The organism is Shinella yambaruensis, assembly GCF_050859155.1.
GTDB lineage: Bacteria > Pseudomonadota > Alphaproteobacteria > Rhizobiales > Rhizobiaceae > Shinella > Shinella yambaruensis.
Genome location: NZ_CP150638.1, coordinates 431601 through 455636 on the forward strand (window position 1 = coordinate 431601; position 24036 = coordinate 455636).

Sequence of the window (24036 nt, forward strand, 5' to 3'; positions counted from 1 at the left end):
GGCGGAATTGCGTCCGGCAGCGGCGCGAACCGGCGTTCGCCACTTTATACTGCGACGCAACATGCTATACGAAGGCCATGGAGTGGAGGAAAGCATGACGTCAGAAATGCCCTTGTGGAAACCTTCGGCGGACATCCTGGCAAGGAGCCCGATGGCCCTGTTCATGAAGGCCGGCAGTCGCATCGCCGGGCGCGACCTGAAATCCTACGACGACTTGCACGCCTGGTCGGTGGAGGACCGCGCGGCGTTCTGGACCGCGGTCTGGGACGACGGCGAGGTCATCGGCGAAAAGGGCGGCGTGGCGCTCGAAAACGGCGAGCGCATGCTGGAGGCCCGCTTCTTCCCCGAGGGCCGGCTGAACTTTGCGGAAAACCTCCTGAAGACGACCGGCCCGGACGATGCCATCGTCTTCCGCGGCGAGGACAAGGTATCCTACCGCTGGTCCTGGGACGCGCTTCGCGCCCGGGTCTCGAAACTCCAGCAGGCCTTCGCGGCGATGGGCATACGCGAGGGAGACCGCGTCGCCGCCATGATGCCGAACATGCCGGAAACCATCGCCTGCATGCTCGCCGCCGCCTCGCTCGGCGCCATCTGGTCCTCCTGTTCGCCCGATTTCGGCGAGCAGGGCGTGCTCGACCGCTTCGGCCAGATCGAGCCGAAACTCTTCATCGCCTGCGATGCCTACTGGTATGCCGGCAAGCTGCAGGACGTCTCCGCCAAGGTGAAGGCCGTCGCCGGCAAGCTGGGTGTCCCCGTCGTGGTGGTGCATTATGCCGGCGATGCCGAGGCGCTTGCCGGTGCGCTGCCGGATGGCCGCACGCTCGATGCGCTGATGGCGCCCTATGAGGCCAAGCCGCTCACCTTCGTGCCGCTGCCGTTCCGCCATCCGCTCTATATTCTCTTCTCGTCGGGCACGACGGGCGTGCCGAAATGCATCGTGCATTCGGCCGGCGGCACGCTGCTGCAGCATCTCAAGGAACACCGCCTGCATTGCGGCCTCGTTGCAGGCGAGCGGCTGTTCTACTTCACCACCTGCGGCTGGATGATGTGGAACTGGCTGGTCTCCGGCCTTGCCGTCGGCGCCACGCTCTGCCTGTTCGACGGCTCGCCCTTCCATCCCGACGGCAATGTGCTGTTCGACTATGCGCGAGACGAAAAGTTCGCCGTGTTCGGCACCTCCGCCAAATATATCGATGCCGTGCGAAAGGGTGGCTTCACGCCGCTGACGACGCATGACCTTTCGAGCCTTCGCCTGCTGACCTCCACCGGCTCGCCGCTTTCGCCGGAAGGTTTCTCGTTCGTCTACGAGGGCATCAAGCCCGACGTGCAGCTCGCCTCCATTTCCGGCGGCACGGATATCGTCTCCTGCTTCGTGCTCGGCATTCCGCTGCGCCCCGTCTGGCGCGGCGAGATCCAGGGCCCGGGCCTCGGCCTTGCCATGGACGTCTGGGACGAGGACGGCCATCCGGTGCGCGGCGAGAAGGGCGAGCTGGTCTGCACCAGGGCCTTCCCTTCCATGCCGGTCATGTTCTGGAACGACCCGGACGGTGCGAAATATCGCGCGGCCTATTTCGAGCGGTTCGACAACATCTGGTGCCATGGCGACTTTGCCGAATGGACCAGCCATGACGGTATCATCATCCACGGCCGCTCGGATGCGACGCTGAACCCCGGCGGCGTGCGCATCGGCACGGCGGAGATCTACAACCAGGTCGAGCAGCTGGAGGAGGTCGTCGAAGCCCTCTGCATCGGCCAGGACTGGGATGACGACGTGCGCGTCGTGCTGTTCGTGCGCCTTGCTCCCGGCAAGGTGCTGGACGAGGCACTGGAAAAGACGATCCGCACGAAGATCCGCACCGGCGCCTCGCCGCGCCATGTGCCGGCGAAGATCATCGAGGTCGCCGATATCCCGCGCACCAAGTCGGGCAAGATCGTCGAGCTTGCCGTGCGCGAGGTCGTTCACGGCCGGCCGGTCAAGAACAAGGAAGCGCTCGCCAATCCGGAGGCGCTGGAGCTCTTCGCGGACCTGGAGGCGCTGAAATCGTGAGCGCCTTCGACGTTAACGATTTCCGACTGCCGCATTAACCAAGTTTTTGAAGTTGTGAACGAAAGGTTTGTGCCGGAACCGGTCAGGTAAGGTTTTGTTAAGCCGGAATGACGCAAGGTCGTGCCAACTTGAGCGCGCCCGATGATGGGCGTTCCGGTCGCACCCGACCCGATGGCATGAGGCCGTTCACCACGCTTTTGTTGGACAGCATTCAACTATCGGGGCGGCTTATGCCGCCCCCTTTTTTGCCCCGAACGCGGTTTAGCCGTCCTTGCGGTCCAGCGACCGCGAGACGAGGAAGACGGGAATGAGCCCGACGGCGACGATGATGACGGCCGGCACGCCGGCATCCTCCACCTTCGCCCGCGAGGCGTCCTCGTAGACCAGTGTCGCCAGCGTGTTGAAGTTGAACGGGCGCAGCATGATCGTCGCTGAAAGTTCCTTCATGCTTTCGATGAAGACCAGCAGCGCCGCCGTCAGCGTCGCCGGCCGCATCATGGGCAGGAGCACGCTCCAGAGCGTCTGGCTGCTGGTGCGCCCGAGCGTGCGCGCGGCCATGTCGAGATGGGGCGAGAGCTTGTGGAAGCCGGCATCGATCGTGCCTTCCGCCATGGTGAGGAAGCGCACCGTGCAGGCATAGATGATGGCAAAGCCGGTGCCGGAGAGCAGCAGCCCGGTCGAGATGCCGAACTGCGCCCGCAGGAAGGCATCGACCGCATTGTCGAAATTGGCGAGCGGGATGAGCACGCCCATGGCCAGCACCGTGCCCGGCACGCCATAGCCGAAGGACGCGAAGCGGCCGGCGGCGGCATTCAGCCGCGAGCGCGTGGTGCGCGCGGCATAGGCGAGCAGGAAGGCGAGCAGCACCGCGACGAGCGCCGTCGAGCCCGAGACGAGGACACTGTTCCAGAGCGCGGAGAGAAGGCGCGTGGAGGCGAACTGCTCCAGCCGGCGCGCGGCATAACCGCCGAGCACGAAGACGGGAATGGCAAAACCGATGACCGGCGGCAGAAGGCAGGCAAGCGTTGCGGCCCATTTCTTCCAGCCTGAAAGCTTGAGGCGCACGGAATCGTGCACGGCCGCCGTCGTCTTCTGGCTGGAAAACCGCTGCCGGCGGCGTGCGGCGCGCTCCACCATCATCAGGCAGATGACGAAGACCAGCATGATGCAGGCGATCTGCGCCGCGCCGGCAAGGCTGCCGCGGTTGAGCCAGGTGTCGAAGATCGAGAAGGTGAGGGTCTGCACGCCGAGATATTCCACCGCGCCGATATCGTTCAGCGTCTCCATGGCGACCAGCGTCAGCCCCACCATGATCGCCGGCCGCGCCATGGGGATCTGGATCCTGGCGAAGACCTTGAGCGGGCCCGCGCCGAGCGTGCGCGCCACGTCGGCCGCCGCCCGGCCCTGCATCAGGAACATCGAGCGGGCAGAGAGGTAGATGTAGGGATAAAGCACGCTGGACAGGACCAGCATCGCCCCGCCCGTGGTGCGCACTTCCGGAAACCAGTAGTCGCGGCTCGTCTGAAAGCCGAAGAGCGCGCGATAGGCTGTCTGCACCGGGCCGGTGAAGGAGAAGAACTCCGCAAAGGCATAGGCGCCGAGATAGGCGGGAATGGCGAGCGGCAGCACCAGCAGGCCGGAGAGCAGGCGGCGCCCGGGGAACTCGCAGCTCGCCACCAGCCAGGCCGTGACGACGCCGACGATCACCGTGATCGCGCCGACGCCGGCAAGCAGGATCAGCGTGCGCAGCATCGCGCGCGGAATGACGTTGCTGATGAGATGCGGCCAGTTGTCGGTGCCGCCCGTCAAGGCGATGACGACGATGGCGATGGCCGGTATCAGCACGATGACGGCCGCGAGCACGGCGGAGGCCGACAGGAGCGGATGGCGCCGCATGCCCGTCCTGCGGCCGAGCATCTGTGCCGGTAGACTTTCGGAAGATACCTGCAAGGCGTTCACCTCGGGAAAAGGGGTCCTTCGGCAGGCAGGCGCCCGAGCGGTTTCCCTCATCCCGCTTCACGCGGGAACCTCGCCGGGGAGGTGCGGGAGCCGGATGAGGGGCCGTCGATGCGCCTTGCCCTCGTCCTCCCGCTCTAATCCAATCGGCTCAATCTGCCAACACGCGCGGCGAGGGAAAGATCACTTCGACCAGCGTGCCCTCGTTCGGCGTGGAGCTGATGGCGAAGTTCGCCCGGTTGGCATCGACCATCGCCTTGGTCAGCGGCAGGCCGAGGCCGGTGCCGTCGCCGCGCTTGCGCGCGCCCGTCGTCACCTGCCGGAAGGGTTTCATCGCCTGTTCCAGTTCGCTGCGCGTCATGCCGACGCCGGTGTCGCGGATGCGCAGCACGACGCTGCCGTTCGCCTCATAGGCCGTCGACACGACGATCTGTCCGCCCGACGGGGTGAAGCGGATGGCGTTCGACAGGATGTTGAGCGCGATCTGCTTGATCGATCGCAGGTCGGCGACGATCTGCGGCACGTTGGCCGAAAGCGAGGTGCGGATGATGACGCGCTGGGCGTTCGCCTGCGGCTGCACCAGCGAGACCGCCTCGGCGAGCGTCTCGTTGAGGCCGACGGCGGTGAATTCCAGCTCCATCTCGCCCGCCTCGATCTTCGAAATGTCGAGCAGGTCGTTGACGATGTCGAGCACATGGCGGCCGGAGCGGCCGATGTCGTTGGCATATTCGATATAGCGCGGATGGCCGATCGGCCCGAAGCGCTCCGTCGCCATCATGTCGGAAAAGCCGATGATGGCATTGAGCGGCGTGCGGATCTCGTGGCTGACGCGGGCGAGGAAGTCGCTCTTGTGGGCATTGGCCGTCTCGGCGGCCCGCTTGGCGTTGCGCAGCTCCTCTTCCGTGCGCTTCCATTGGGTGATGTCGCGGATGACCGCGCAATAGCCGGCGGAGGAGGAGAGGCGGCCCATGGTCATGAAGAGCGGGATGAAGCCGCCGGCCGCCTCGCGGCCGATGACCTCGCGCCCGTCGTTGAGCACGCTGGCGACGCCGTGGCCGGCAAGTCCGGCGAGATAGTCGAGCACCGCCTTCTGGCTTTCATGGGCGAAGAGCATGGCGAAGGGCCGGCCGCGCGTCTCGTCCTCGTCATAGTTGAAGAGGGCGCTGGCCGAGCGGTTCATCGAGCGGATGTCGCCGTCCTGCCCGACGACCACGACGCCGTCGGTCGCCGTTTCGAGGATCGAGCGCAATTCGCTGACCTCGATGCGCAGCGCCGCGGCCGCGGCCTGGTCGGCATTGCGATCCTCGGCCTCCGCCGCTGGAGCCGGCGCGGTCTCGACCAGCGAAAGCGCGGGCTTCGTGTGCAGCGGCGTCAGCGCCAGCATCAGCGCCGTGCCGTCCTCCCAGCGGATCGACTGGAGGCGGGCGTGCACGGCGCTCGTGCTCTCGCCGTCGGCATGGCGCAGGGTCATGGTGCCGTCGCCGTCTTCCGCGTCCTCGTCGGGGCCGGCCAGGAGGATGTCGAGCCCGCCCGAGGCTTCGAGATCATCGAGACCGCCATAGCCCGTCAGGCGGAAGAATTCCGGATTGGCATGGATGAGCCGGTCGCCGACATGAACGAGCAGCGCGACGGGCAGCACGTCGACCACGGCGGCGGTAAGGCCATAGTCCATCTGCCGGCGCGGCGGCGCGATGGCCGTGCGCCCTTCGGCATGCGCCTCGTTCAGGAGGTCGTCGGCATGCGGGCCGATTTCGAGGCCGGGCACTTCCGCGTCGGTTTCATCGGCGGCAGGCGCGATGGCGGTTGCCTCGGCGCTCTCCGGAATTTCCGGGCGGGCGTCACCGGTCGTCTCGTCCGTTTGTTCGCCGCCAGCCGCCGTTTCCACGGGCTCGGCCGACGGACGGTCCTCCGGCTTGCGCTTGCCGAAGGTCTCGCCAAGCTGGCGGGCGATCTCGCGGAAGGCGGCCTGCTCGCCGGTCGAAAGGCCGTCGAAGAGACCACCGCGATTGCGTCGGGTCTCGAGCTGCACGATCTTGTCGGATTGCCGGCGGGCCGGGGTCTCGACGAGGCGCAGCGCCGGGCGCTCGCCGCGGAAGGCATCCTCTTCGTCCTCGGCGGGCGTGGCCTGCATGTCCTCGCCATCTTCCGCAGGGGCTTCCGCTGCCGCCTCCGTTTCGACGGTGTCCTGCGCTACCGGGTCCCCCCCCTCTATATGATCGGCCTCGTCCGGCATGACGGAGACGTCGTCCGCCGTGTCTGTGGCGTCCGCGACAGGCTGCGTCGTCGCCTCGGTGGTGTCGTCCAGCTCCTCGGCCGCGCTCTCCAGGAGCGTGCCGGCTTCCTCGGCGAAGACTTCCTCCATCTCGGCCGCCTGGTCATCCGCAGCGTTGGCAAGCATCAGGCCGCGGGCGTGCGGATCCGGGGCTGCATCGGCGATGCGCACGATGCCGAAGCCGCGGAAGCCGTCGAATTCCCGGTTGCGCGAATAGGTCGGCAGGGCCGCGAGGTCGACGGGCACGACGAGGTTGGTGCCCTCGGCCGGCCACAGGATCGTCTTGCCGGACCAGGTGTCGCGGCGGCGCAGGAGGTCGCCGATCTTGCCCTCGGGGTCGAGGTCGAAGCGGGTGGCGACGTCGGAGAAGCGCTCGCCGGCAATCGCGGCGGCATGCGGGCCGACGGCGGCGGCGAACTCCTCCGAAATCTCGCTGAACCGGCCCTCCGCATCGATCTTCCAGACGAACCGGATCGGCCGGCCCTGCGGATTGAAGGTAAAGCCGTCCGTGTTGCGATCCGCCCCGTCATTTTCGGCCGCGACCGGAACGGCCTCGGCCCTTTCGGCTTCGGTTCCGACGGTCTCCTCCGTGGCGGCATCCGGCAGGTTCGCGGCCGGTTCGTCCGCCGTCGGCAGGATGTCGGAAGCCGTCTCGACGATCTCTTCGGCGGAAACCGCGGCCTCCATGCCGTCCTCCGGTGCGGCGCCGTCGTCGACCATGGGCTCTGCTTCGATGGCAACGGGCTCGCAGACCGGTTCTACCACGCCGGCGATCCGTTCAGCCTGCTCCTGCGTCTCCTCCACCGCCGGCGCGGGGCGCTCGGCGTCCAGGACGGTTTCTGCCGGCGTCTCGGCAACGGGTTCCGCCGCGGTTTCATCCGGGTCGAGATGGCCCAGGATCGTTTCGACGGCGAAGAGCAGGTGGAGCGGCGGGTCGGCGGCGATGCGGCCGATGGCGGCGGGCAGATGGCCGCGGCCGGTGGCGATCGGGCGCTTGACGAGGCGCTCGGTGCTGCGCCCGGCGGCCTCGACGAGGGCGCGGCGCGTCTCCGGGCTGATGGAAAGGCCTTCGAAACCGTCCGAGGCGGCGATGATCGTGCCGGCGCCGTCGAGCACGGCCATGTGCGTGTCCGGATCGTCGAAGCCGGTCAGCATGGCAGCGGCGGCCTCCTGCGGGCTCTGCCGGCCGGCGCCGACCGGCGCGCTGAACAGGATCGCCTCGTCGCCGGGGCGGATGGTGACGTCCTCGACGGCGGCCGTCACCGGCACGCTGCGAAAGCCGCTGCCGACGCGCATGAGAAAGCTGCGGCGATCGCCCGGCGCCTGCACCTGGCGGGCGGTTGCCGCCAGCTGGCGGAAGGCGACGTCGGCGCGGTCCGGCCCGGCATCGAGGAAATCGTAGATATTGTCATGGCCGAAGAGGGCCGCGCCGCGGCCGTTGGACCAGAGCACGCGCGCCATGTCCCTGGAAAACAGCACGACCGCCTCGCCCCTGGCGAAGGGCAGGCGCACCCGTTCATGGACGGCGACGTCGATAAAGGGATACTGCTTTGCGGACATGTTCAGGCCTGTCTCAATCCGGCGTCCCGGCTTTCCATTAACACTTTATTAATAGCGGCGCACCGGCGGAGGGTCCAGCGCCCGGCCCGCAAAGCCCCGGGCTTTCGGGCAGAAGGGTTAACGGCCTCATGATTTATTGTGCGATGCACAATTTTGTTGCAATGCGAAATAAGATCGCCTATATAGAGGCCATCCAAGAACACGGCGCCTCTAGAGAGGGCCAAACCAAGGAGCGCAGACAATGGCTACCAAGAAGACCGACGACGTATTCTCCATCGCATCCATCGACCCGAGCAAGTTCTCCGAGAGCTTCCGCGAATTCGCCGAAAAGGGCGCCGCGCAGACCAAGGAGGCCTATGCCAAAATGAAGGAAGCTGCCGAAGACGCCACCAAGACCGTCGAAGCGACGCTTGAAAGCGCGCAGGCCGGCTCCGTCGAACTCGGCCTCAAGGCCATCGAAGCGCTCCGCACCAATGCCGAGAACTCGCTTTCGCACATGGAAGCCCTGCTCGGCGTGAAGTCCGTTTCCGAACTCTTCGAACTGCAGACCGCCTTCCTGCGCAAGCAGGCCGAAGTCGCCGTCGAGCAGGCCAAGACCCTGCAGGAAACCTCCAAGAAGGTTGCCGAGAAGGTCGCCGCTCCCGGCAAGTCGGCCGCCGAGAAGGCCATGAAGTCCTTCAAGACCGTCTGAGCACCGTCTGGTGCGGGGCTGGACCCCATGATAAAATGGCCGGGCAATCGCTCGGCCATTTTCATTTGAGCGCTTGCAAAAAACGCTTGAAAAATGGTGCGGCTCCCCTTATGTGACGCACCAAGCGCGCAGGACGCGCCGTGTGCGGTTGTAGCTCAGTTGGTTAGAGCGCAGGTTTGTGGCACCTGAGGTCAGTGGTTCAACTCCACTCAACCGTACCACTTCTTCTCCCTTGAAATCCGGATGGTTGCAGCTTTCCCGCGGGACGGCGCCGTTTTGGCGATGCCTTGCCCATGCCCTCTTGACTTGCGTAGAAAATAGGTAGATCGGTCTACATATTTATTGGAGGGCGCAATGGGTAAACGGGTGCCTGCGCGGGAGCGCCTGCTGAAGGCGGCGGCCGAGCTGTTTTACCGGGATGGGGTCGGGGCGACGGGGATCGATACGATCACCGCGCATGCGGGCGTCGCCAAGATGAGCCTTTACAACAACTTCTCCTCCAAGTCCGATCTCGTGAACGCCTACCTGGAGGCGCGCCTTGCGGAATGGCATGCGCTCTACGGCGAGCGGCTGGCCAAGGCCGCGACGCCGCGCGAGCGGCTGCTGGCGGTCTTCGATTCCTATGTCGACCATGCCGAACGCGCCTATGGCTGGGGGTTTCGCGGCTGCGGCCTGCTGAATGCCGCCGCAGAGCTTCCCGTCGGCGATGCCGGCCGGGCGACGGTGGCCCTGCAGAAGGAAGAGGTCGAGCAGCTCTTCAGGGCCTGCCTGCGCGAAATGAAGCCCGATGGCGGCGCTGCGATCGACGCGATGGCGGAACACCTGTCCTTCGTGCTGGAGGGCGCCATGGCCCGTGCCGGCCTCGACGGGCATGACGGTCGGCTGAAGACGGCCCGCAGGATCGCCGTCTCGATCATGGACCAGCTATGAGCGCCAGCGATCTTGCGGCACTGCCTTCCGTCCGTGCGAACCGGCTCTGGTCGCTCGGCGTCCTCGTCCTTCTTGAAGCGGCATTGGTCGTGTGCTGGAGCGCCGGCTTCATCGGCGTGCGCTTTGCCAGCGACCATGCGCCGATCTTCCTCATCCTCTTCTGGCGAAGCCTCGTGTCCGGGCTGGTGCTGCTGCCCTTCGCGCTTGCCCTGGGACCGAGGATGCGCGGCAGGGACGTCGCCTTCCAGATGCTGCTCGGCGCGCTGGCCATGGCCGGCTATCTCTCCGGCTTCGCGCTGGCGATCGGCCTCGGCGTGCCCACCGGTCTCGTCGCGCTCATCACCGACATGCTGCCGCTTGCCGTCGCCTTCCTGTCCTGGCCCATTCTCGGCCAGGCGCTGACGGGGCGCCAATGGACCGGTTCGTTCATCGGCCTTGCCGGCGTGCTCATCGCCTCCGGCTGGTCGCTGGAGATCGGCCACGTGCCGCTCTGGGCCTATGGCCTTCCCGTTCTCGGCACCCTGTCCCTGGCGCTGGCGACGCTCTTGCAGAAGCGCAGCCCGGTCAATGCCATGCCGGTCTATCAGAGCCTCTGCATCCAGTGCCTGTCGGCAGCCGCGATCTTCGCCGTGCCGGCCTGGCACGAGGGCGGCGTGCTTCCGGTTCTCGACCGGGGCTTCATCGGCGGCATCCTCTGGCTCGTCTTCGTCGCGACCTTCGGTGCCTGGAGCCTCTACTATCTCGCGCTGCGCAAATCCTCGCCCGCCCGGGTGACCGCCGTCCTCTATCTCAGCCCGCCGGTGACCATGGTCTGGGCCTGGCTGATGTTCGGCGAGCCCCTGCCCTGGGCCATGGCCGGGGGGCTCGCCGTGTCCCTCGCCGGTATCCTCATCGTGGCGAAATCGCAGGCGCCCGCCCACCGCTGACGCGGCGTAAACCCTTCCTTTACCACGCTTTTGACGCCATTCCCGTTTTGGCACTCCATTAGGAAACCGTTGACCAATGAATCCCTAATGTCCTCCCGTTCCTGTGTGGGACCGGTCCGCATGACGCGCTGCCGCGATGCAAATGGGGTTCTTCAAATGCACATGACGTGCGTCAAATGGCTGGCGGTTCCCGCCGGCATGTTCGGGCTGTTCCTTCTCTGGCTGCCGATCAGCCTTCAGGCCCAGCTTATCTTGAGTTTTGCCGTGCTCGGCGTGATGTTCCTGGCGATGACCCGCCCGAAGAGCGCCACATTCCGGCTCGTCACCTTCGTTTTTGCCGGCATCCTCGCCATGCGCTACGCCTTCTGGCGTACCACCGAGACGCTGCCGAGCATCTATGAGCCGCTGAACTTCATTCCCGGCCTGATCCTCTATCTCGCGGAAATGTACTGCCTCGCCATGCTGGCGATCAGCTTCTTCATGCTGGCCGATCCGGTAAAGCGCGAAAGCCCGGAGACGGGCGATGCGGCGAGCCTGCCGACCGTCGACGTCTTCATCCCGTCTTACAACGAGGAGCCGGAGCTGCTTGCCGGCACGCTCGCCGCGGCGAAGTCGATGCTCTATCCCAAGGACAAGCTGAACGTCTATCTGCTCGACGACGGTGGCACGGAGGCCAAGCGCAACCACAAGGACCCGCGCATCTCGATCGCGGCGATCCGCCGCCACGAGCAGCTGAAGGCGCTCTGCGCCTCGCTCGGCGTGCATTATCATGCCCGCAAGCAGAACGACCACGCCAAGGCCGGCAATCTCAACGAGGGCCTGAAGGTCTCGAAGGGCGAGCTCGTCGTCGTCTTCGACGCCGACCATGCGCCGGTGCGCGAGTTCCTGCGCGAGACGGTCGGCTACTTCCGGCAGGACAAGAAGCTCTTCCTCGTCCAGACGCCGCACTATTTCCTCAACCCGGATCCGCTGGAAAAGAACCTCCAGACCTTCGCGTGCATGCCTTCGGAAAACGAGATGTTCTATTCGATCCTGCAGCGCGGGCTCGACAAGTGGAACGCCTCGTTCTTCTGCGGCTCGGCGGCGGTGCTGCGCCGCTCGGCGCTTGCGGCGGCGAACGGCTTTTCCGGCCAGTCGATCACCGAGGACTGCGAGACGGCGCTGGCGCTGCATTCCAAGGGCTGGCACAGCCTCTATGTCGACAAGCCGCTGATCGCCGGCCTCCAGCCGGAAACCTTCGTGTCCTTCATCGGCCAGCGCGCCCGCTGGTGCCAGGGCATGCTGCAGATCCTCATCCTCAACCGGCCGTTCCTCGCCAAGGGCCTGACGCTCGCCCAGCGCATCTGCTATGCCGGGATCAACCTGTTCTGGCTGTTCCCGCTGTCGCGGCTCGCCTTCGTCTTCTCGCCGCTTCTCTACATCTTCTTCTCGCTGGAGATCTACCAGGCGAACATCCTGGAATTCGCCTCCTACGCGGTGACCTACCTCATCGGCTCCTTCGCCATGCAGAGCTATCTCTATGGCCGCGTGCGCTGGCCCTGGGTCTCCGAGCTCTATGAATATGTGCAGTCGGTGCTGCTCTTCGGCTCGATCGTCAGCGTCATCCGCAGCCCGAGGAAGCCGACCTTCAACGTCACGGCAAAGGGCCAGACGCTCGACCGCAGCATGCTGTCGCCGCTCGCCCGGCCCTACTTCCTTATCTTCTTCGTGCTGCTCGCGGCCGCGCTCTATTCCGGCTACCGCTTCCTGACTGAGCCGGTCGCGACCGAACTCCTGACCATCGTCGCCGGCTGGAACCTCATCAATCTCGGCCTTGCCGGGGCTGCGCTCGGCGTCGTCGCCGAGCGGCGGGAGCTGCGCCGCAACCAGCGCCTGCCCGTCAAGCGCCATGCGCTGATGAAGGCCGAGGGCAAGCTCTCCAACATCATCATCCAGGATGCCTCCTTCGGCGGTGTCTCGGTGGAATTCGTCGAGACGGCACCGGAGATCGACCTTGAAAACCCGCTCGAAGCGTCCATCCAGCTCCGCCGCGCCGGCCAGGTCATCACCTTCGACGTCGTCTATCGTTCCAGCCGCGATGCCGGTGCGGGCGCGGTGCACGGCTTCGCCTACAAGGAGCGCACGCCGGAAACCTTCCTGGCGATCGCCGAACTGATGTATTCCGACCAGGCTGTCCTGCAGGAGCGCATCACCCGCCGCCAGGTGCGCCGCAGCTTCTTCTGGGGCACCTCGCGCTTCGCCCTCTGGAGCATCCGCGAGACGCTCCGCGCGCTCCGCTACTCCGCCGGCCTCATCCGCGAAAGCACCGTCAAATCCTTTGCCGACGCGCCCATCGTCGTGAAGGACAACAATGCCCAGATCTCCGGCCGCACCACCGAATTGCCGCCGGTCCTGACAGGAGCCCAGGCCTATGGCTAACCCCACGCTTCTCAAGATCCTGGCGCTCGTCTTCCTCGTTGCCTCGGCCGGCGCCGGCCGGGCCGAGGGGCTGGTGGCCGATGCCGTCAAGCCGCTTCTCGAGGGCACGGCGCTGACCAGCGGCCTCCTGCCGCACCCCGTCGAGACGAAGAAGATCGCGTCCGAAGGCGCCGCGGCCGAAAACCTCGTGCCCTTCGAGCAGTCGGCGGAGGCCTACACGCTTTCCGGCGAGGACGACGTCGCGACCTTCACCTTCCAGCTTAACGGTCCGCAGGTTGCCGCCGGCGGCACGCTGAACCTTGCTTATGTCAACGCGGTCTCAGTGCTGCCCGACACGGCGAAGGTGGATATCGAGGTCAACGGCCGCGACCTCGGCGGTTTTCCCATCGCCTCGCCGAACGGCGTCAAGACGGAGAAGGTCGTGGTCGCCTCCGAATTCCTGCGGGCCGGCCGCAATGTCGTGCGCCTGCGCGCCCGGCAGCACCATCGCGTCGATTGCTCGCTCGACGCCACCTATGAGCTCTGGACGAAGCTCGATCCGGCGGCAAGCGGCTTCGCCTCTCCCGTTTCCACCGACTTTGCCGATTTCGACAGCCTGCTCGCCGTTCGCCGTACGGCGGAGCAGCGCACGGATATCCGTGTCGTCCTTCCCGCCTTGCCCGATGCCGAGACGCTGAACGAGGCCGCGCCCGTCCTGCAGGCGCTCGTCCTGTTCCTGAACCGGGATGACGTGACGGTCTCGGTCGCCGACAGGCCGGGCACGGGGCCGGGCATCGATCTCGTCATGGCGATGGACCGAAACGGTTCCGCCACGCTTGCGAAACTCGGCCTCGCCGGCGCCCAGCGCGGGCTTTCCGTGCAGGCCGGCGCCTCGGCCGAGCGGGCGCGTGTCGTCATGCGCGCCGCCAATGCCGGCGATATCCGCGCGGCCGTGCTCGCTGCCGTGAAGGGATCGATGGCCGATGGCCTGAAGACCGGCATCTTCGGAACGGGCAGGGACGTGCTCGCCGTCGATGCCGGCGATCGTCGCACGCTGAAGGATGCCGGCTACGAGACCCGCGTCTTCTCCGGCCGCCTGTCGCGCACCGATTTTTCGGTCGAGATGCCGGCGGACTTCTATCCGGCGGAATATGCGACGCTCGACCTTCGCCTTTCCGCCGCCACCTCGCCGGGCCTCGACCAGACGGCGCAGCTTCTCGTGCGCGTCAACGACCGAGTGGTGAAGAGCTATCCCTTCCGCAACCGCACCGGCGAGCAGTTCGACGGCAAGCGGATCGAGCTGCCGCTGCGCGCCTTCCGGCCGGGCGTCAACCGGATCGAACTGCTGGCGGAGCTGCCGATGGCGGCGGACGCCGCCTGCCGCCCGGAAGAGCGCGATGACCGCAAGCCGCGCTTCATCCTGCTCGACACGACCGCCATCGAGGTTCCGGCGCTCGCCCGTGTCGGCCGGCTGCCCGATCTTTCGGCGCTGGCCGGCAAGGCCTATCCCTATGGCGGCGGCAAGGCCTTCGACCTCGTCATCGACCGGACGGACAGCCAGTCGGTCGGTGCCGGCCTCACGCTTCTGTCCCGCCTGGCGCGCTCCGCCCGTGCGCCGCTGAATGCCAGGATCGCCATCGGCCTGCCCGCGCAGGGCACCGGCCGCGACGCCCTGGTGATCTCCTCGCGGAACGACTTTGCCGAACTCGGCGCCGCGGGCAAATCGGCTTTCCCTGCCGAAGCCGATATCGGCGCTTCCGTCGCCGACCTGCTGAAGCCCGACCCGGTGCTCACCGCCTCGGTTTCCGCCGGCACCGGCGACGAGACCGCCGACCTCCTGCAGGCCTTCCACAATTCGACGGCCGCGCAGCAGGAAGACCTCTCCTTCGGCACGCGGGCGCAGCTCTGGCTCGCCGCCGCATCGAACGGTTTCGGGCGCTGGCTGAGCTATGAAGGCGAGGATGCCGCGCGGGTCCCCCATGGCGAAGGTGCGCTGGTGACGCTTTCACAGATGCGCTCGCCCGACGGCCTTTCCACCTGGACGGTGGTCAAGGCCGGTTCGCCGCGCGATGTGGATGCCGGCGTGCAGCGGCTCGTGGCACCTGCCGTCTGGCGTGATCTCCAGGGCGGCACGGCAACCATCGAGACGGCGAGCCTTGCGCTTTCCAGCCTGCCGGCGGCGGAGCGCTACATCGCCGACTTCGCCGATCGCAGCCCGGGCAATCTGCGCCGGGTCGCGGCCGCCTGGTTCTCCGACAATTTCCAGATCTACGTGCTGCTCGTTCTCGCCTGCCTCGGCGCCTTCGCCGTCTGGCTCGGTGTGACGGTGCCGAAGAGGGGCGTGAGGTCCGATCGATGAGAGCGCTTTTCCTGTCCGCCCTTCTTGCCGGTTGCACGGCGTTGTCGCCGATCGCGCTCGCGGGCGAGGCCGGTCCCGACGCGGTCGAGATGGCTGCCCTCTATTATTACGCCGAGCAGAAGCAGGCCGCCCGGCTGGAGGCCGAGACGAACCGCCTGCGGCTGAAATATCCGGATTTCGTGGTGCCGGCGGATGTCTATTCGCCCGCCGCGCGGCAAGTGGACGAGAGCACGCTCTGGGCGCTCTACGAGAAGAACGACTTCACCGGCATCGAGGCCGAGATCGGCAGGCGCCGTTCGGAAAATCCCGAATGGATGCCGAGCGAGGATTTTTCCGGCAAGCTCGCCCGGCGCAGGCAGCGCGTCGAGATGATGGCCGCCACCGCCCGCAAGGACTGGATGGGCGTCATCGAGGCGGCGAAGGGTCTCGATCCGTCGACGGAAACGGAGGTCGACCTCGCCTGGATGCTGCTCGATGCCTATGCGGGAACCGGCGCGAAGGACGCGCTGACTTCGGTGTATCGCGGCCTGCTCTTCCGCGAGGGCGACAAGCGTCTGCCGGACCAGCAGATTCTCACGACCTTGCAGAAATCGACGCGGGATTTCCCGGCGGAGGACGTGCGCAAGGCTATGGGCCTGCTGGCGACATCGCCGCTGCTGCAGGCTGGCCTGGCGCCGGTCGAACTCGATCTGACGCGCAAGGACATCGCGGATTTCAATGCGGACGAAAAGCGCCAGACGCCGATTCCGGAGGGCGAGGTCGGCAAGCTTCGCGCCGCCGCGGAAAAAGGCGAACGTCTCGAGGACCTGTCGCTGCTCGGCTGGTACGACCTGAAGCTCAAGGCGCCGGAAAGTGCCGCGCGCTGGTTCAAGGCGGCGCTTGCCAAGCGCCGGGACGCGGAGAACGCCAAGGGCCTCTACCTGTCGCTGGCGGCAGGGAACAGGCAGGAAGAGGCCTATGCGGTCGCGCAAGCCTATATCGAGGACCTTTCCGCAGACCCGGCCTTCCTGATGAATGCGCTGTCGCTGCGCTTCTCCAAGCCGGACCAGCCGGACGCGGACGGGAAAACCGTCACCGCCTACAGCAACGCGATCCTCGCGACGTCCAATGCCGACCATGCGGAGATCCTCGCCTGGTATGCCTACAATTCGCGCCAGTATGAGGCTGCAAGGGCCTGGTTCGCAAAGTCGCTCGACTGGGAAAGCGCGCCGGTGCGCGTCAAGGGGCTCGCACTCAGCCTGCTGCGCCTCGGCCAGAAGAAGGACTATGCGGCGCTGGAGCAGGAATACCGCGACATCTACCCGGAGATCTGGGCCGAGATAAAGGTCGCCACCCCGCCCAAGGGCCGCCGCAGCGTCTCCGTGGAAATGCCCCTCGCTTCCGCCACGGGCGGTGGCAGCGGTTATCTCGCGCATTTCAAGGCGAAGCGCTTCAGCGCCTGCATCAAGGACATCTCCGCGCTGGAAGCGCGCGGCGCGATCTCCGCCGATGCCATGCTGATCAAGGGCTGGTGCCATCTCGAACTGAACCGGCTGGCCGAAGCCCGCAACGCCTTCGAGGCGGCGCTCGGCAACAGCCGCACGCAGGCGGATGCCGCCTATGGCGCGGCGCTCACCCTGCTGCGCGGCCGACTGACGGACGATGCCGAGGCGATGGTCAGCCTCTATCCGCTCGCGGAAAGGCGCGACCGCGAGGTGCGGGCCGAGATCTACTGGCAGCGTGCCCGCTCGGCCTTCGATCACAAGCAGTACCAGCGCGTGCTCGATGCGCTGAACGCGCGCGCCAGCCTCGTCGCCGAGCCGGCCGATCTCAGCCAGCTGCGCGGCTGGGCCTACTACCATCTCGGCAATCGCGGCCAGGCGCAGGCGGTCTTCGCGCGGCTCAACATGCATCTCTACGACCCGGCGGCCGCCCGCGGCCTCGCCGTCTCCACGGCCCCCATCCGATAGGTTCTTCATGCGCTGGCTGCTTCTCACTGCACTTCCGCTCCTTGCCACGGGCTGCACCGCCGTGCACGATCCGTTCCTCGAAACCGGTTCCATCCGGCCGGATGCGCCGCCGATCTCGACGGAGGTCTCGCCGGAATTCGCCGCTGCCTACCTGCCGTCGATCTCCGGGCGCATCGAAAGCGTGCGCCAGACGGTGCGCGGCGATTTCTTCGAACAGGCGATCGTCTATTCCAACGCGACGGCCTCCGCCGGCGAGAACGTGCTGACGGTGCGGGTGGGCACGCCCGCCGAAGGCACCGCCTTCCTGCGCGCGCCGATGCGGCGGGCGATCCTTGCCGAGATGCGGCAGGCCCTGCCGGGCGTCGCCATGAGGATCAACGCAGCTGCCGGCCAGAACACGCACGGCGTCTACGGTTATGCGACGGGGCCGCTCGGCACCTCCGGGAGCTGCCTTTATGCCTGGCAGTTCGCCAAGCGAACGGCGCCGCTCAGCGAAACGGCGATGGGCCGCATCGGGGACGGCAACTATTCCGCGCAGGTGCGCCTGCGCTTCTGCCATCCCTCCATGCCGGAAGAGCGCATCGCCGCGCTGATGGGCGGCATGCGGCTGAAGCTGGTGACGAGCCAGACCTTCGACATGCTGCGTTATGCCGGCGGCAGCGGCGGCCTGCGCAGCCAGCCCGTATCGGTGCGCGCCGAGCCCGTGGCGGTGATCGATGAGGGCGCAGAGCCGCGCCGCACGCCAAAACGCCGGATCGTGGAGGAGGCGCGGGCGGAAGAGCCGGCCGTCATCCGCAATGCGGTTCGCGTGCCGCTGCCTGGCGAGGCCGGCCGGCACAAGGTGACGGTCACTGTTGCCGAAAAGCCGGCAGAGGAGGCTGGGGAGAAGCGGACGCCGCGGGCCAAAAGCGTGCTGGTGCCGCTGCCCGAGACGGCCGCGCTCACCGCGGGCGACTGACGCTCACAGGAAGATGTGGTGCTCCTTCTGCACGAGTTCCTGCAGGAATTCGGCGACGGTGCGCACGCGCGTCAGGTCCCGCGCGCTTTCGTGCCAGGTCGTCCAGTAGGCACGGCGGATGGCGGTGCCGGGCAGCAGGCGGACGAGCTCGTCATATTGCCGGGCGATGTAATCGTGCAGGATGCCGATGCCGGCGCCGGAACGCACGGCCTCCGTCTGGCCGGTGGCGCTGGAAATCTCGAAGCCCGCATCCCAGCTGCGCATGATCTCGCCGGTGAAATTGAGCGAGGCGGTGAAGATCAGGTCCTCCACATAGCCGACCCGCCGATGGGCCTTGAGGTCCTCGACGGTTTGCGGCGTGCCGTTTTCTGTAAGATAGGCGCGGGAGGCATAGAGGCCGAGCGTATAGTCCGTCAGCTTGGCGGAGACGAGGCGCCCCTGCTCCGGCCGTTCCAGCGTGATGGCGATGTCGGCCTCGCGCTGGGAGAGCGAGAAGGAGCGCGGCACCGGCACGAGCTGGATCTTCAACTCCGGATGGCGCGCCGTCAGCCGGCCGAGGCGCGGCGCGAGGAAGGAGACGCCGAACCCGTCCGGCGCGCCGACGCGCACCGTGCCGGCGACGGCGGTATCGATGCGGCCGATGCTCGCCTGCACCGCCAGCATCTCCGTCTCCATCCGCTCGGCTGCGCGCAAGAAGGCCTCGCCCTCGGCGGTGAGCTCGCAGCCATTGGTGCGGCGGATGAGGAGCCGCGTCTTCAACGCCTCCTCCAGCGCGCTGACGCGCCGGCTGAGCGTGGCATGGTTCACGCCGAGGCGGCGGGAGGCGGCGAGGATCTGCCCGGTGCGGGCCACCGCCAGGAACATGCGGGCGTCATCCCAGTTCATCTTTGCCTCCGACTTTAATTTCTGCACAACGGTTCCTTATCCAAGGTGATTGAGTTGTGCAAATTGAAGTGCGATGATCCTCTCACAACAAACGGAGGACTCCCCATGTACGAGATCGGCCATTTCATCAACGGCGAGAAGGTCGCCGGCACCAGCGGTCGCACCGCAAACGTCTACAACCCTGCGACGGGCGAGGTTCAGGCGACGGTCGCGCTCGCCAACGACGCGGATCTCCAGGCCGCCATCGACAGCGCCAAGGCCGCGCAGCCGAAGTGGGCCGCCACCAATCCGCAGCGCCGCGCGCGCGTCTTCATGAAGTTCGTCGAGCTTCTCAACCAGAACATGGATGAGCTCGCCGTGCTGATCTCGCGCGAACACGGCAAGACCATCGAGGATTCGAAGGGTGACGTCATCCGCGGCCTCGAAGTCTGCGAATTCGTCATCGGCATTCCGCACCTGTCCAAGAGCGAGTTCACCGAAGGCGCCGGCCCGAACATCGACATGTACTCGATCCGCCAGCCGGTCGGCATCGGCGCGGGTATCACGCCGTTCAACTTCCCGGGCATGATCCCGATGTGGATGTTCGCCCCGGCCATCGCCTGCGGCAACGCCTTCATCCTCAAGCCGTCCGAGCGCGATCCGTCGCTGCCGATCCGCCTTGCCGAACTGATGATCGAAGCCGGCCTGCCGGCGGGCATCCTCAACGTCGTCAACGGCGACAAGGGTGCGGTCGACGGCATCCTGGCGCATCCGGACATCGCCGCCGTCTCCTTCGTCGGCTCCACGCCGATCGCCCGCTACGTCTACGGCACGGCCGCCGCCAACGGCAAGCGCGCCCAGTGCTTCGGCGGCGCGAAGAACCACATGATCATCATGCCCGACGCCGACCTCGACCAGGCCGCCAACGCCCTGATGGGCGCCGGCTACGGCTCGGCCGGCGAGCGCTGCATGGCGATCTCGGTCGCCGTGCCGGTCGGCGAGGAAACCGCCAACCGCCTCATCGAAAAGCTGACGCCGATGATCGAGAGCCTGCGCATCGGCCCCTATACCGACGAGAAGGCCGATATGGGCCCGGTCGTCACCAAGGAGGCCCAGGCGCGCATCCTCGGCCTCATCGACAAGGGCGTGGAAGAAGGTGCAAACCTCGTCGTCGACGGCCGCGGCTTCAAGCTGCAGGGTTATGAGGACGGCTACTTCGTCGGCGGCTGCCTGTTCGACAACGTCACGCCGGACATGGAGATCTACAAGACCGAGATCTTCGGCCCGGTTCTCTCCGTCGTCCGCGCCAGGAACTACGAGGAAGCCCTCGACCTGCCGATGAAGCACGAATACGGCAACGGCGTCGCGATCTACACCCGCGACGGCGACGCCGCCCGCGACTTCGCCAGCCGCATCAACATCGGCATGGTCGGCGTCAACGTTCCGATCCCGGTTCCGCTCGCCTACCATTCCTTCGGCGGCTGGAAGTCCTCGGCCTTCGGCGACCTCAACCAGCACGGCACGGACTCGATCAAGTTCTGGACCCGCACCAAGACCGTGACGAGCCGCTGGCCGTCCGGCATCAAGGGCGGCGCGGAATTCTCCATTCCGACGATGAAGTGATCCGTTCGACCGGATAGGATTGAAGGGGCTCCCGCATGGGGGCCCCTTTTGCGTTGCGGATTTTTTGTGCTCTGCGAAGAATAGCCATACGGCCCGGGCCGTTAAGCCCTCGTGTTCTATGCATTTGGAAGGGGCAAACGATATGGCATTTGCAGCATCCGCTGCGCCCGCGGGACAGGCGGGCGGTTTCCACCGCATCACGTTTACCGGCAAGGCGTCGGAATATTTCGGCATCTGGATCGTCAATGTGCTGCTGACGATCCTGACGCTCGGCATCTATTCGGCCTGGGCGAAGGTTCGGCGTAACCGTTACTTCTATGGCAACACCGTGCTGCTTGGCCGGTCGTTCGAATACCACGCCAAGGGGCTGCAGATCCTCATCGGCCGTCTCATCGTTCTCGGCGCCTTCGTCGCGCTCAACGTCATCGCGACGCTGGTACCGATCCTCGTGCTGCTGCCGACGCTGGTCGTGCTGATCGCGCTGCCCTGGCTCGTCGCCAAGGGCCTGCGCTTCTCCGCGCGGGTCACGAGCTATCGCAATGTGCGCTTCGATTTCGTCGGCGGGGCGGGCGGGGCCTTCAAGGCCTTCATCCTCGGCAGCCTGCTCGCCGTCATCACCGTCGGCATCCTGACGCCGCTCGCCAGCCGCTGGGTCTCGCGCTATGTCGGCTCGAACCTGCGCTACGGCGGCAAGGCCTTCGATACGGATCCGAAGCTCGGTCCGCTCTACAAGTCCTGGCTCCTGTCGTTCCTCATCGCGCTGGTCGGCCTCGGCATCATCGCGCTCATCGTCTTCATGAACCTCTCGCTGATCCTACCGATGATCGAGACGCCCGGCGCTCTGACGCCGGAACAGCAGATCCCGCTCGTCATCAGCGCGGTCATCGGCTACATCGTGCTCTTCGCCACCTTCGGCATTGCGGGCCTCTTCTATCGCGCGGGCGTGCGCAACATTGCCTGGTCGGCAACCACCTTCGACGGCCAGCACCGCTTGCTGAGCGACGTCTCGCGCACCCGTTACACCTGGATCGCCATTTCCAACGTCATCGTCACGCTGCTGACCCTCGGCCTGATGCGGCCCTGGGCGGCAGTGCGCATGGCGCGCTATACGTGGGAGCATACCGGCGTTACCTTTGCCGGCGACATCGGCGAGCTGTTCAGCCGCATCGAGGCGCAGGGCTCGGCCGTCGGCTCCGAATTCATGGACTTTGAAGGTTTCGACTTTGGCTTCTGACAATGCCACCATTGCCGGCGGGGATTGGCATCCCGCCGGCTCCAGCCGCTCGGTCGAGGCCCGCCTCGTCGAGCGGGCCGGGGAAATCGCGGCGGTGCCGGTCGTCGGCGAGAAGCCGCTTGCCGGCGCGGGCCTCTCCTGGGTCGAGATTTCCGGCCGCGTCGGGGCCATCCCGCGCCGGGTAACCTTCCCGGACGGCTCGGTCTTCGAGACCTGGGACAATGACGGCATCGACCGTTATCTTGCGGCGCGCGGCAAGGGCGGTGCCGGCCTCGTGCACTGGCTGGAACAGTTCCGGCTCCGCCTCATCGTCATCGTGCTCGCCGCCTTCGTGCTCGGCGGCGCGGTCTATCGCTGGGGCGTGCCGGCGCTCGTCGAGCTCGCCATCCTCACCACGCCGCCGATCGTGCCGCAGCTGATGGCGCAGGGCACGCTGGAGGCGCTCGACCAGACGACCTTCTCGCCGACGAAACTGCCGGACGGCCGCCGCAAGGAGATCGCCGACGGTTTTGCCCGCATCGCCGCCCAGTCGCCGCGCGGGGCAGGGGCCTACAATCTCAACTTTCGCGACGGCGGCCTGATCGGGCCGAACGCCTTCGCGCTGCCGGATGGCACGCTCGTCGTCACCGACCAGCTCGTCGAGCTGGCGGGCAGCGATACGGAAATGATCGTGGGCGTGCTTGCGCACGAGATCGGCCATGTCGAGCTGGAGCACAGCCTGCGTCAGTTCTACCGCGCCGCCGGCATGACCGGCCTCATCATGCTGATCGCCGGCGACGTCGGCTCGGCGGTCGAGGACGTGCTGGTGCAGGGCGGCGGCCTGCTGGCGCTCTCCTATTCGCGCAGCGCGGAGGCCGAAGCCGACCGGCGATCGGTCGAGCTGATGGCGAAGGCCGGGTTCGATCCCGCCGCGATCGCCCGCTTCTTCGGCCTGTTGGAGGAAAAGCTCGGCGACAGGGGGGACACCAACATCCTCTCCACCCATCCGGGCACGCCGCAGCGCAAGAAGGACATCATCGACTACAGCCGGATCATCACCGGCCAGTCGGATCCGGACCTGCAATGAACGAAAACGGCGGCCCGAGAGCCGCCGTTTCCTGGTTTGGCCTTGGGAGGCATCCCTTTACTGCGACGGACCGTCGTTGTAGCCGACCTTGTCCACCAGCTCCGATGCCTTCTTGCGGTTTGCCGCGATATCGACGAGCGGCAGGGCATCCGGCTTCAGCGTGCCGAAGGACTTGACGACGTCGGAGGGCTCCGCGCCCGGCAGGACCGGGTATTCGTAGACCTGCTCGGCATAGATCTGCTGCGCGGTGCCGGCCGACAGGAATTCCATCAGCTTCAGCGCGTTGTCCTTGTTCGGGGCGTTCTTGGCGAGCGCCATGCCCGAGACGTTGACATGCGAGCCGCGGTCGCCCGCATTCGGGAACAGCACCTTGATGGCCGCTGCCCAGTCCTTCTGCTCCGGTTCCTTCTCGTTGGTCATCATCAGACCGACATAGTAGGAGTTGCCAAGCGCGATGTCGCATTCGCCGGCGAGGATCGCCTTGGCCTGGTCGCGGTCGCCGCCGTCAGGCTTCTTGGCGAGGTTGTTCTTCAGGCCCGTCAGCCACTTTTCGGCTTCGGCCTCGCCGTGGTGGGCGATCATCGAGGCGAGCAGGCCGATATTGTAGGAGTGCTGACCGTCGCGGGTGCAAATCTTGCCCTTCCACTTCGGGTCGGCAAGCTCCTCGTAGGTGATCTCGTTCTGCGCGACGCGATCCTTGGACGCGTAGACGACGCGCGAGCGCGTGGTCAGGCCGAACCAGTCGCCATCCGGATCCCGATACTGCGCCGGGATGTCCTTGTTGATGATGTCGTTCTGGACAGGCTGCGTGACGCCGCCTTCCTTGGCTTCCGTCAGGCGTGCGATGTCGACCGTCAGGATAACGTCGGCCGGCGAGTTCGCGCCTTCCGCCTGGATGCGCTCCACCAGGCCCTTGTCGAGGAAGAGCACGTTGGTGGTGATGCCGGTTTCCTTGGTGAATTCGTCGAGCAGCGGCTTGATCAGGTCCGGCTGACGGTAGGAGTAGATGTTGACTTCACCATCCGCGAGGGCAGGTGCGGCAAGCGCCAGACCGGCTGTCGAGAGGGCAAGGGCGGCGAGGGACGTCTTAAGCAGTTGCATCTGGTCCTCCTGGTGCATTTATTCTTAACTGCTAAAGTCGTGTTTAACGGCTTGCCCCTTGCAGTCAACCGTGCGATCCCTGCCATAACATGAATGTGATTTT

At 66.4% G+C, this 24036-nt stretch carries 15 protein-coding genes and 1 tRNA gene; 12 read left to right on the forward strand and 4 right to left on the reverse strand.

Annotation, left to right across the window (positions count from 1 at the left end; translation table 11 throughout):
- Window positions 1–94 precede the first annotated feature (94 nt).
- Window positions 95–2047 (forward strand): acetoacetate--CoA ligase, encoded by a 1953-nt coding sequence (locus WMC41_RS02135; protein WP_432346889.1) that lies wholly within the window; start codon window positions 95–97, stop codon window positions 2045–2047.
- Between the two features lie 261 nt (window positions 2048–2308).
- On the opposite strand, the gene WMC41_RS02140 is transcribed toward WMC41_RS02135, so the two are convergent.
- Together WMC41_RS02140 and WMC41_RS02145 are read right to left on the reverse strand one after the other, a co-directional pair.
- Entirely contained in the window at window positions 2309–3964 is a 1656-nt protein-coding gene (locus WMC41_RS02140) for an ABC transporter permease (RefSeq protein ID WP_432348234.1), read from the reverse strand.
- A gap of 190 nt (window positions 3965–4154) precedes the next feature.
- Complete coding sequence (locus WMC41_RS02145; protein WP_432346890.1) at window positions 4155–7835, reverse strand: ATP-binding protein; 3681 nt, start codon at window positions 7833–7835, stop codon at window positions 4155–4157.
- 241 nt (window positions 7836–8076) lie between these two features.
- On the opposite strand from WMC41_RS02145, the gene WMC41_RS02150 reads away from it, so the two are divergent.
- The 8 genes from WMC41_RS02150 (at window position 8077) to bcsN (ending at window position 18045) form a co-directional block, all read left to right on the forward strand.
- A complete protein-coding gene (locus WMC41_RS02150) occupies window positions 8077–8526 on the forward strand; it encodes a phasin (protein WP_272804448.1) in 450 nt (149 codons plus the stop codon).
- Window positions 8527–8670: 144 nt separating this feature from the next.
- Window positions 8671–8747 (forward strand) — tRNA-His (locus tag WMC41_RS02155).
- Between the two features lie 133 nt (window positions 8748–8880).
- A complete protein-coding gene (locus tag WMC41_RS02160; protein WP_432346891.1) occupies window positions 8881–9456 on the forward strand; it encodes a TetR/AcrR family transcriptional regulator in 576 nt (191 codons plus the stop codon).
- Window positions 9453–10382: a DMT family transporter gene (locus WMC41_RS02165; protein ID WP_432346892.1), complete on the forward strand. Its 930-nt coding sequence runs from the start codon at window positions 9453–9455 to the stop codon at window positions 10380–10382. The genes WMC41_RS02160 and WMC41_RS02165 overlap by 4 nt, the downstream gene beginning before the upstream one ends.
- Before the next feature lie 156 nt (window positions 10383–10538).
- On the forward strand, window positions 10539–12800 hold the full coding sequence (bcsA, locus tag WMC41_RS02170) for a UDP-forming cellulose synthase catalytic subunit (protein WP_432346893.1): 2262 nt from the start codon (window positions 10539–10541) through the stop codon (window positions 12798–12800).
- Window positions 12793–15138 carry a cellulose biosynthesis cyclic di-GMP-binding regulatory protein BcsB gene (locus tag WMC41_RS02175; protein ID WP_432346894.1) on the forward strand — a complete coding sequence of 782 codons (2346 nt, stop codon included), beginning with the start codon at window positions 12793–12795 and terminating at the stop codon, window positions 15136–15138. The genes bcsA and WMC41_RS02175 overlap by 8 nt, the downstream gene beginning before the upstream one ends.
- Window positions 15135–17087 carry a hypothetical protein gene (locus WMC41_RS02180; RefSeq protein ID WP_432346895.1) on the forward strand — a complete coding sequence of 651 codons (1953 nt, stop codon included), beginning with the start codon at window positions 15135–15137 and terminating at the stop codon, window positions 17085–17087. Before WMC41_RS02175 ends, WMC41_RS02180 begins: the two co-directional genes overlap by 4 nt.
- 7 nt (window positions 17088–17094) lie before the next feature.
- Window positions 17095–18045, forward strand: a complete 951-nt coding sequence (gene bcsN / locus WMC41_RS02185; protein ID WP_432346896.1) for a cellulose biosynthesis protein BcsN — start codon at window positions 17095–17097, stop codon at window positions 18043–18045.
- A gap of 3 nt (window positions 18046–18048) precedes the next feature.
- Here the strand turns inward: bcsN and WMC41_RS02190 are convergent, their stop codons facing one another.
- Window positions 18049–18930: a LysR family transcriptional regulator gene (locus tag WMC41_RS02190; protein WP_432346897.1), complete on the reverse strand. Its 882-nt coding sequence runs from the start codon at window positions 18928–18930 to the stop codon at window positions 18049–18051.
- A gap of 105 nt (window positions 18931–19035) precedes the next feature.
- On the opposite strand from WMC41_RS02190, the gene WMC41_RS02195 reads away from it, so the two are divergent.
- From WMC41_RS02195 to WMC41_RS02205, 3 genes are all read left to right on the forward strand, one after another.
- Window positions 19036–20532: a CoA-acylating methylmalonate-semialdehyde dehydrogenase gene (locus WMC41_RS02195; protein ID WP_432346898.1), complete on the forward strand. Its 1497-nt coding sequence runs from the start codon at window positions 19036–19038 to the stop codon at window positions 20530–20532.
- Window positions 20533–20674: 142 nt separating this feature from the next.
- On the forward strand, window positions 20675–21766 hold the full coding sequence (locus tag WMC41_RS02200) for a YjgN family protein (RefSeq protein WP_272804457.1): 1092 nt from the start codon (window positions 20675–20677) through the stop codon (window positions 21764–21766).
- Window positions 21756–22832, forward strand: coding sequence for a M48 family metallopeptidase (locus WMC41_RS02205; protein ID WP_432346899.1), 1077 nt, complete (start codon window positions 21756–21758; stop codon window positions 22830–22832). Before WMC41_RS02200 ends, WMC41_RS02205 begins: the two co-directional genes overlap by 11 nt.
- A gap of 57 nt (window positions 22833–22889) precedes the next feature.
- On the opposite strand, the gene WMC41_RS02210 is transcribed toward WMC41_RS02205, so the two are convergent.
- A complete protein-coding gene (locus tag WMC41_RS02210) occupies window positions 22890–23933 on the reverse strand; it encodes a Fe(3+) ABC transporter substrate-binding protein (protein ID WP_244767601.1) in 1044 nt (347 codons plus the stop codon).
- Window positions 23934–24036 lie beyond the last annotated feature (103 nt).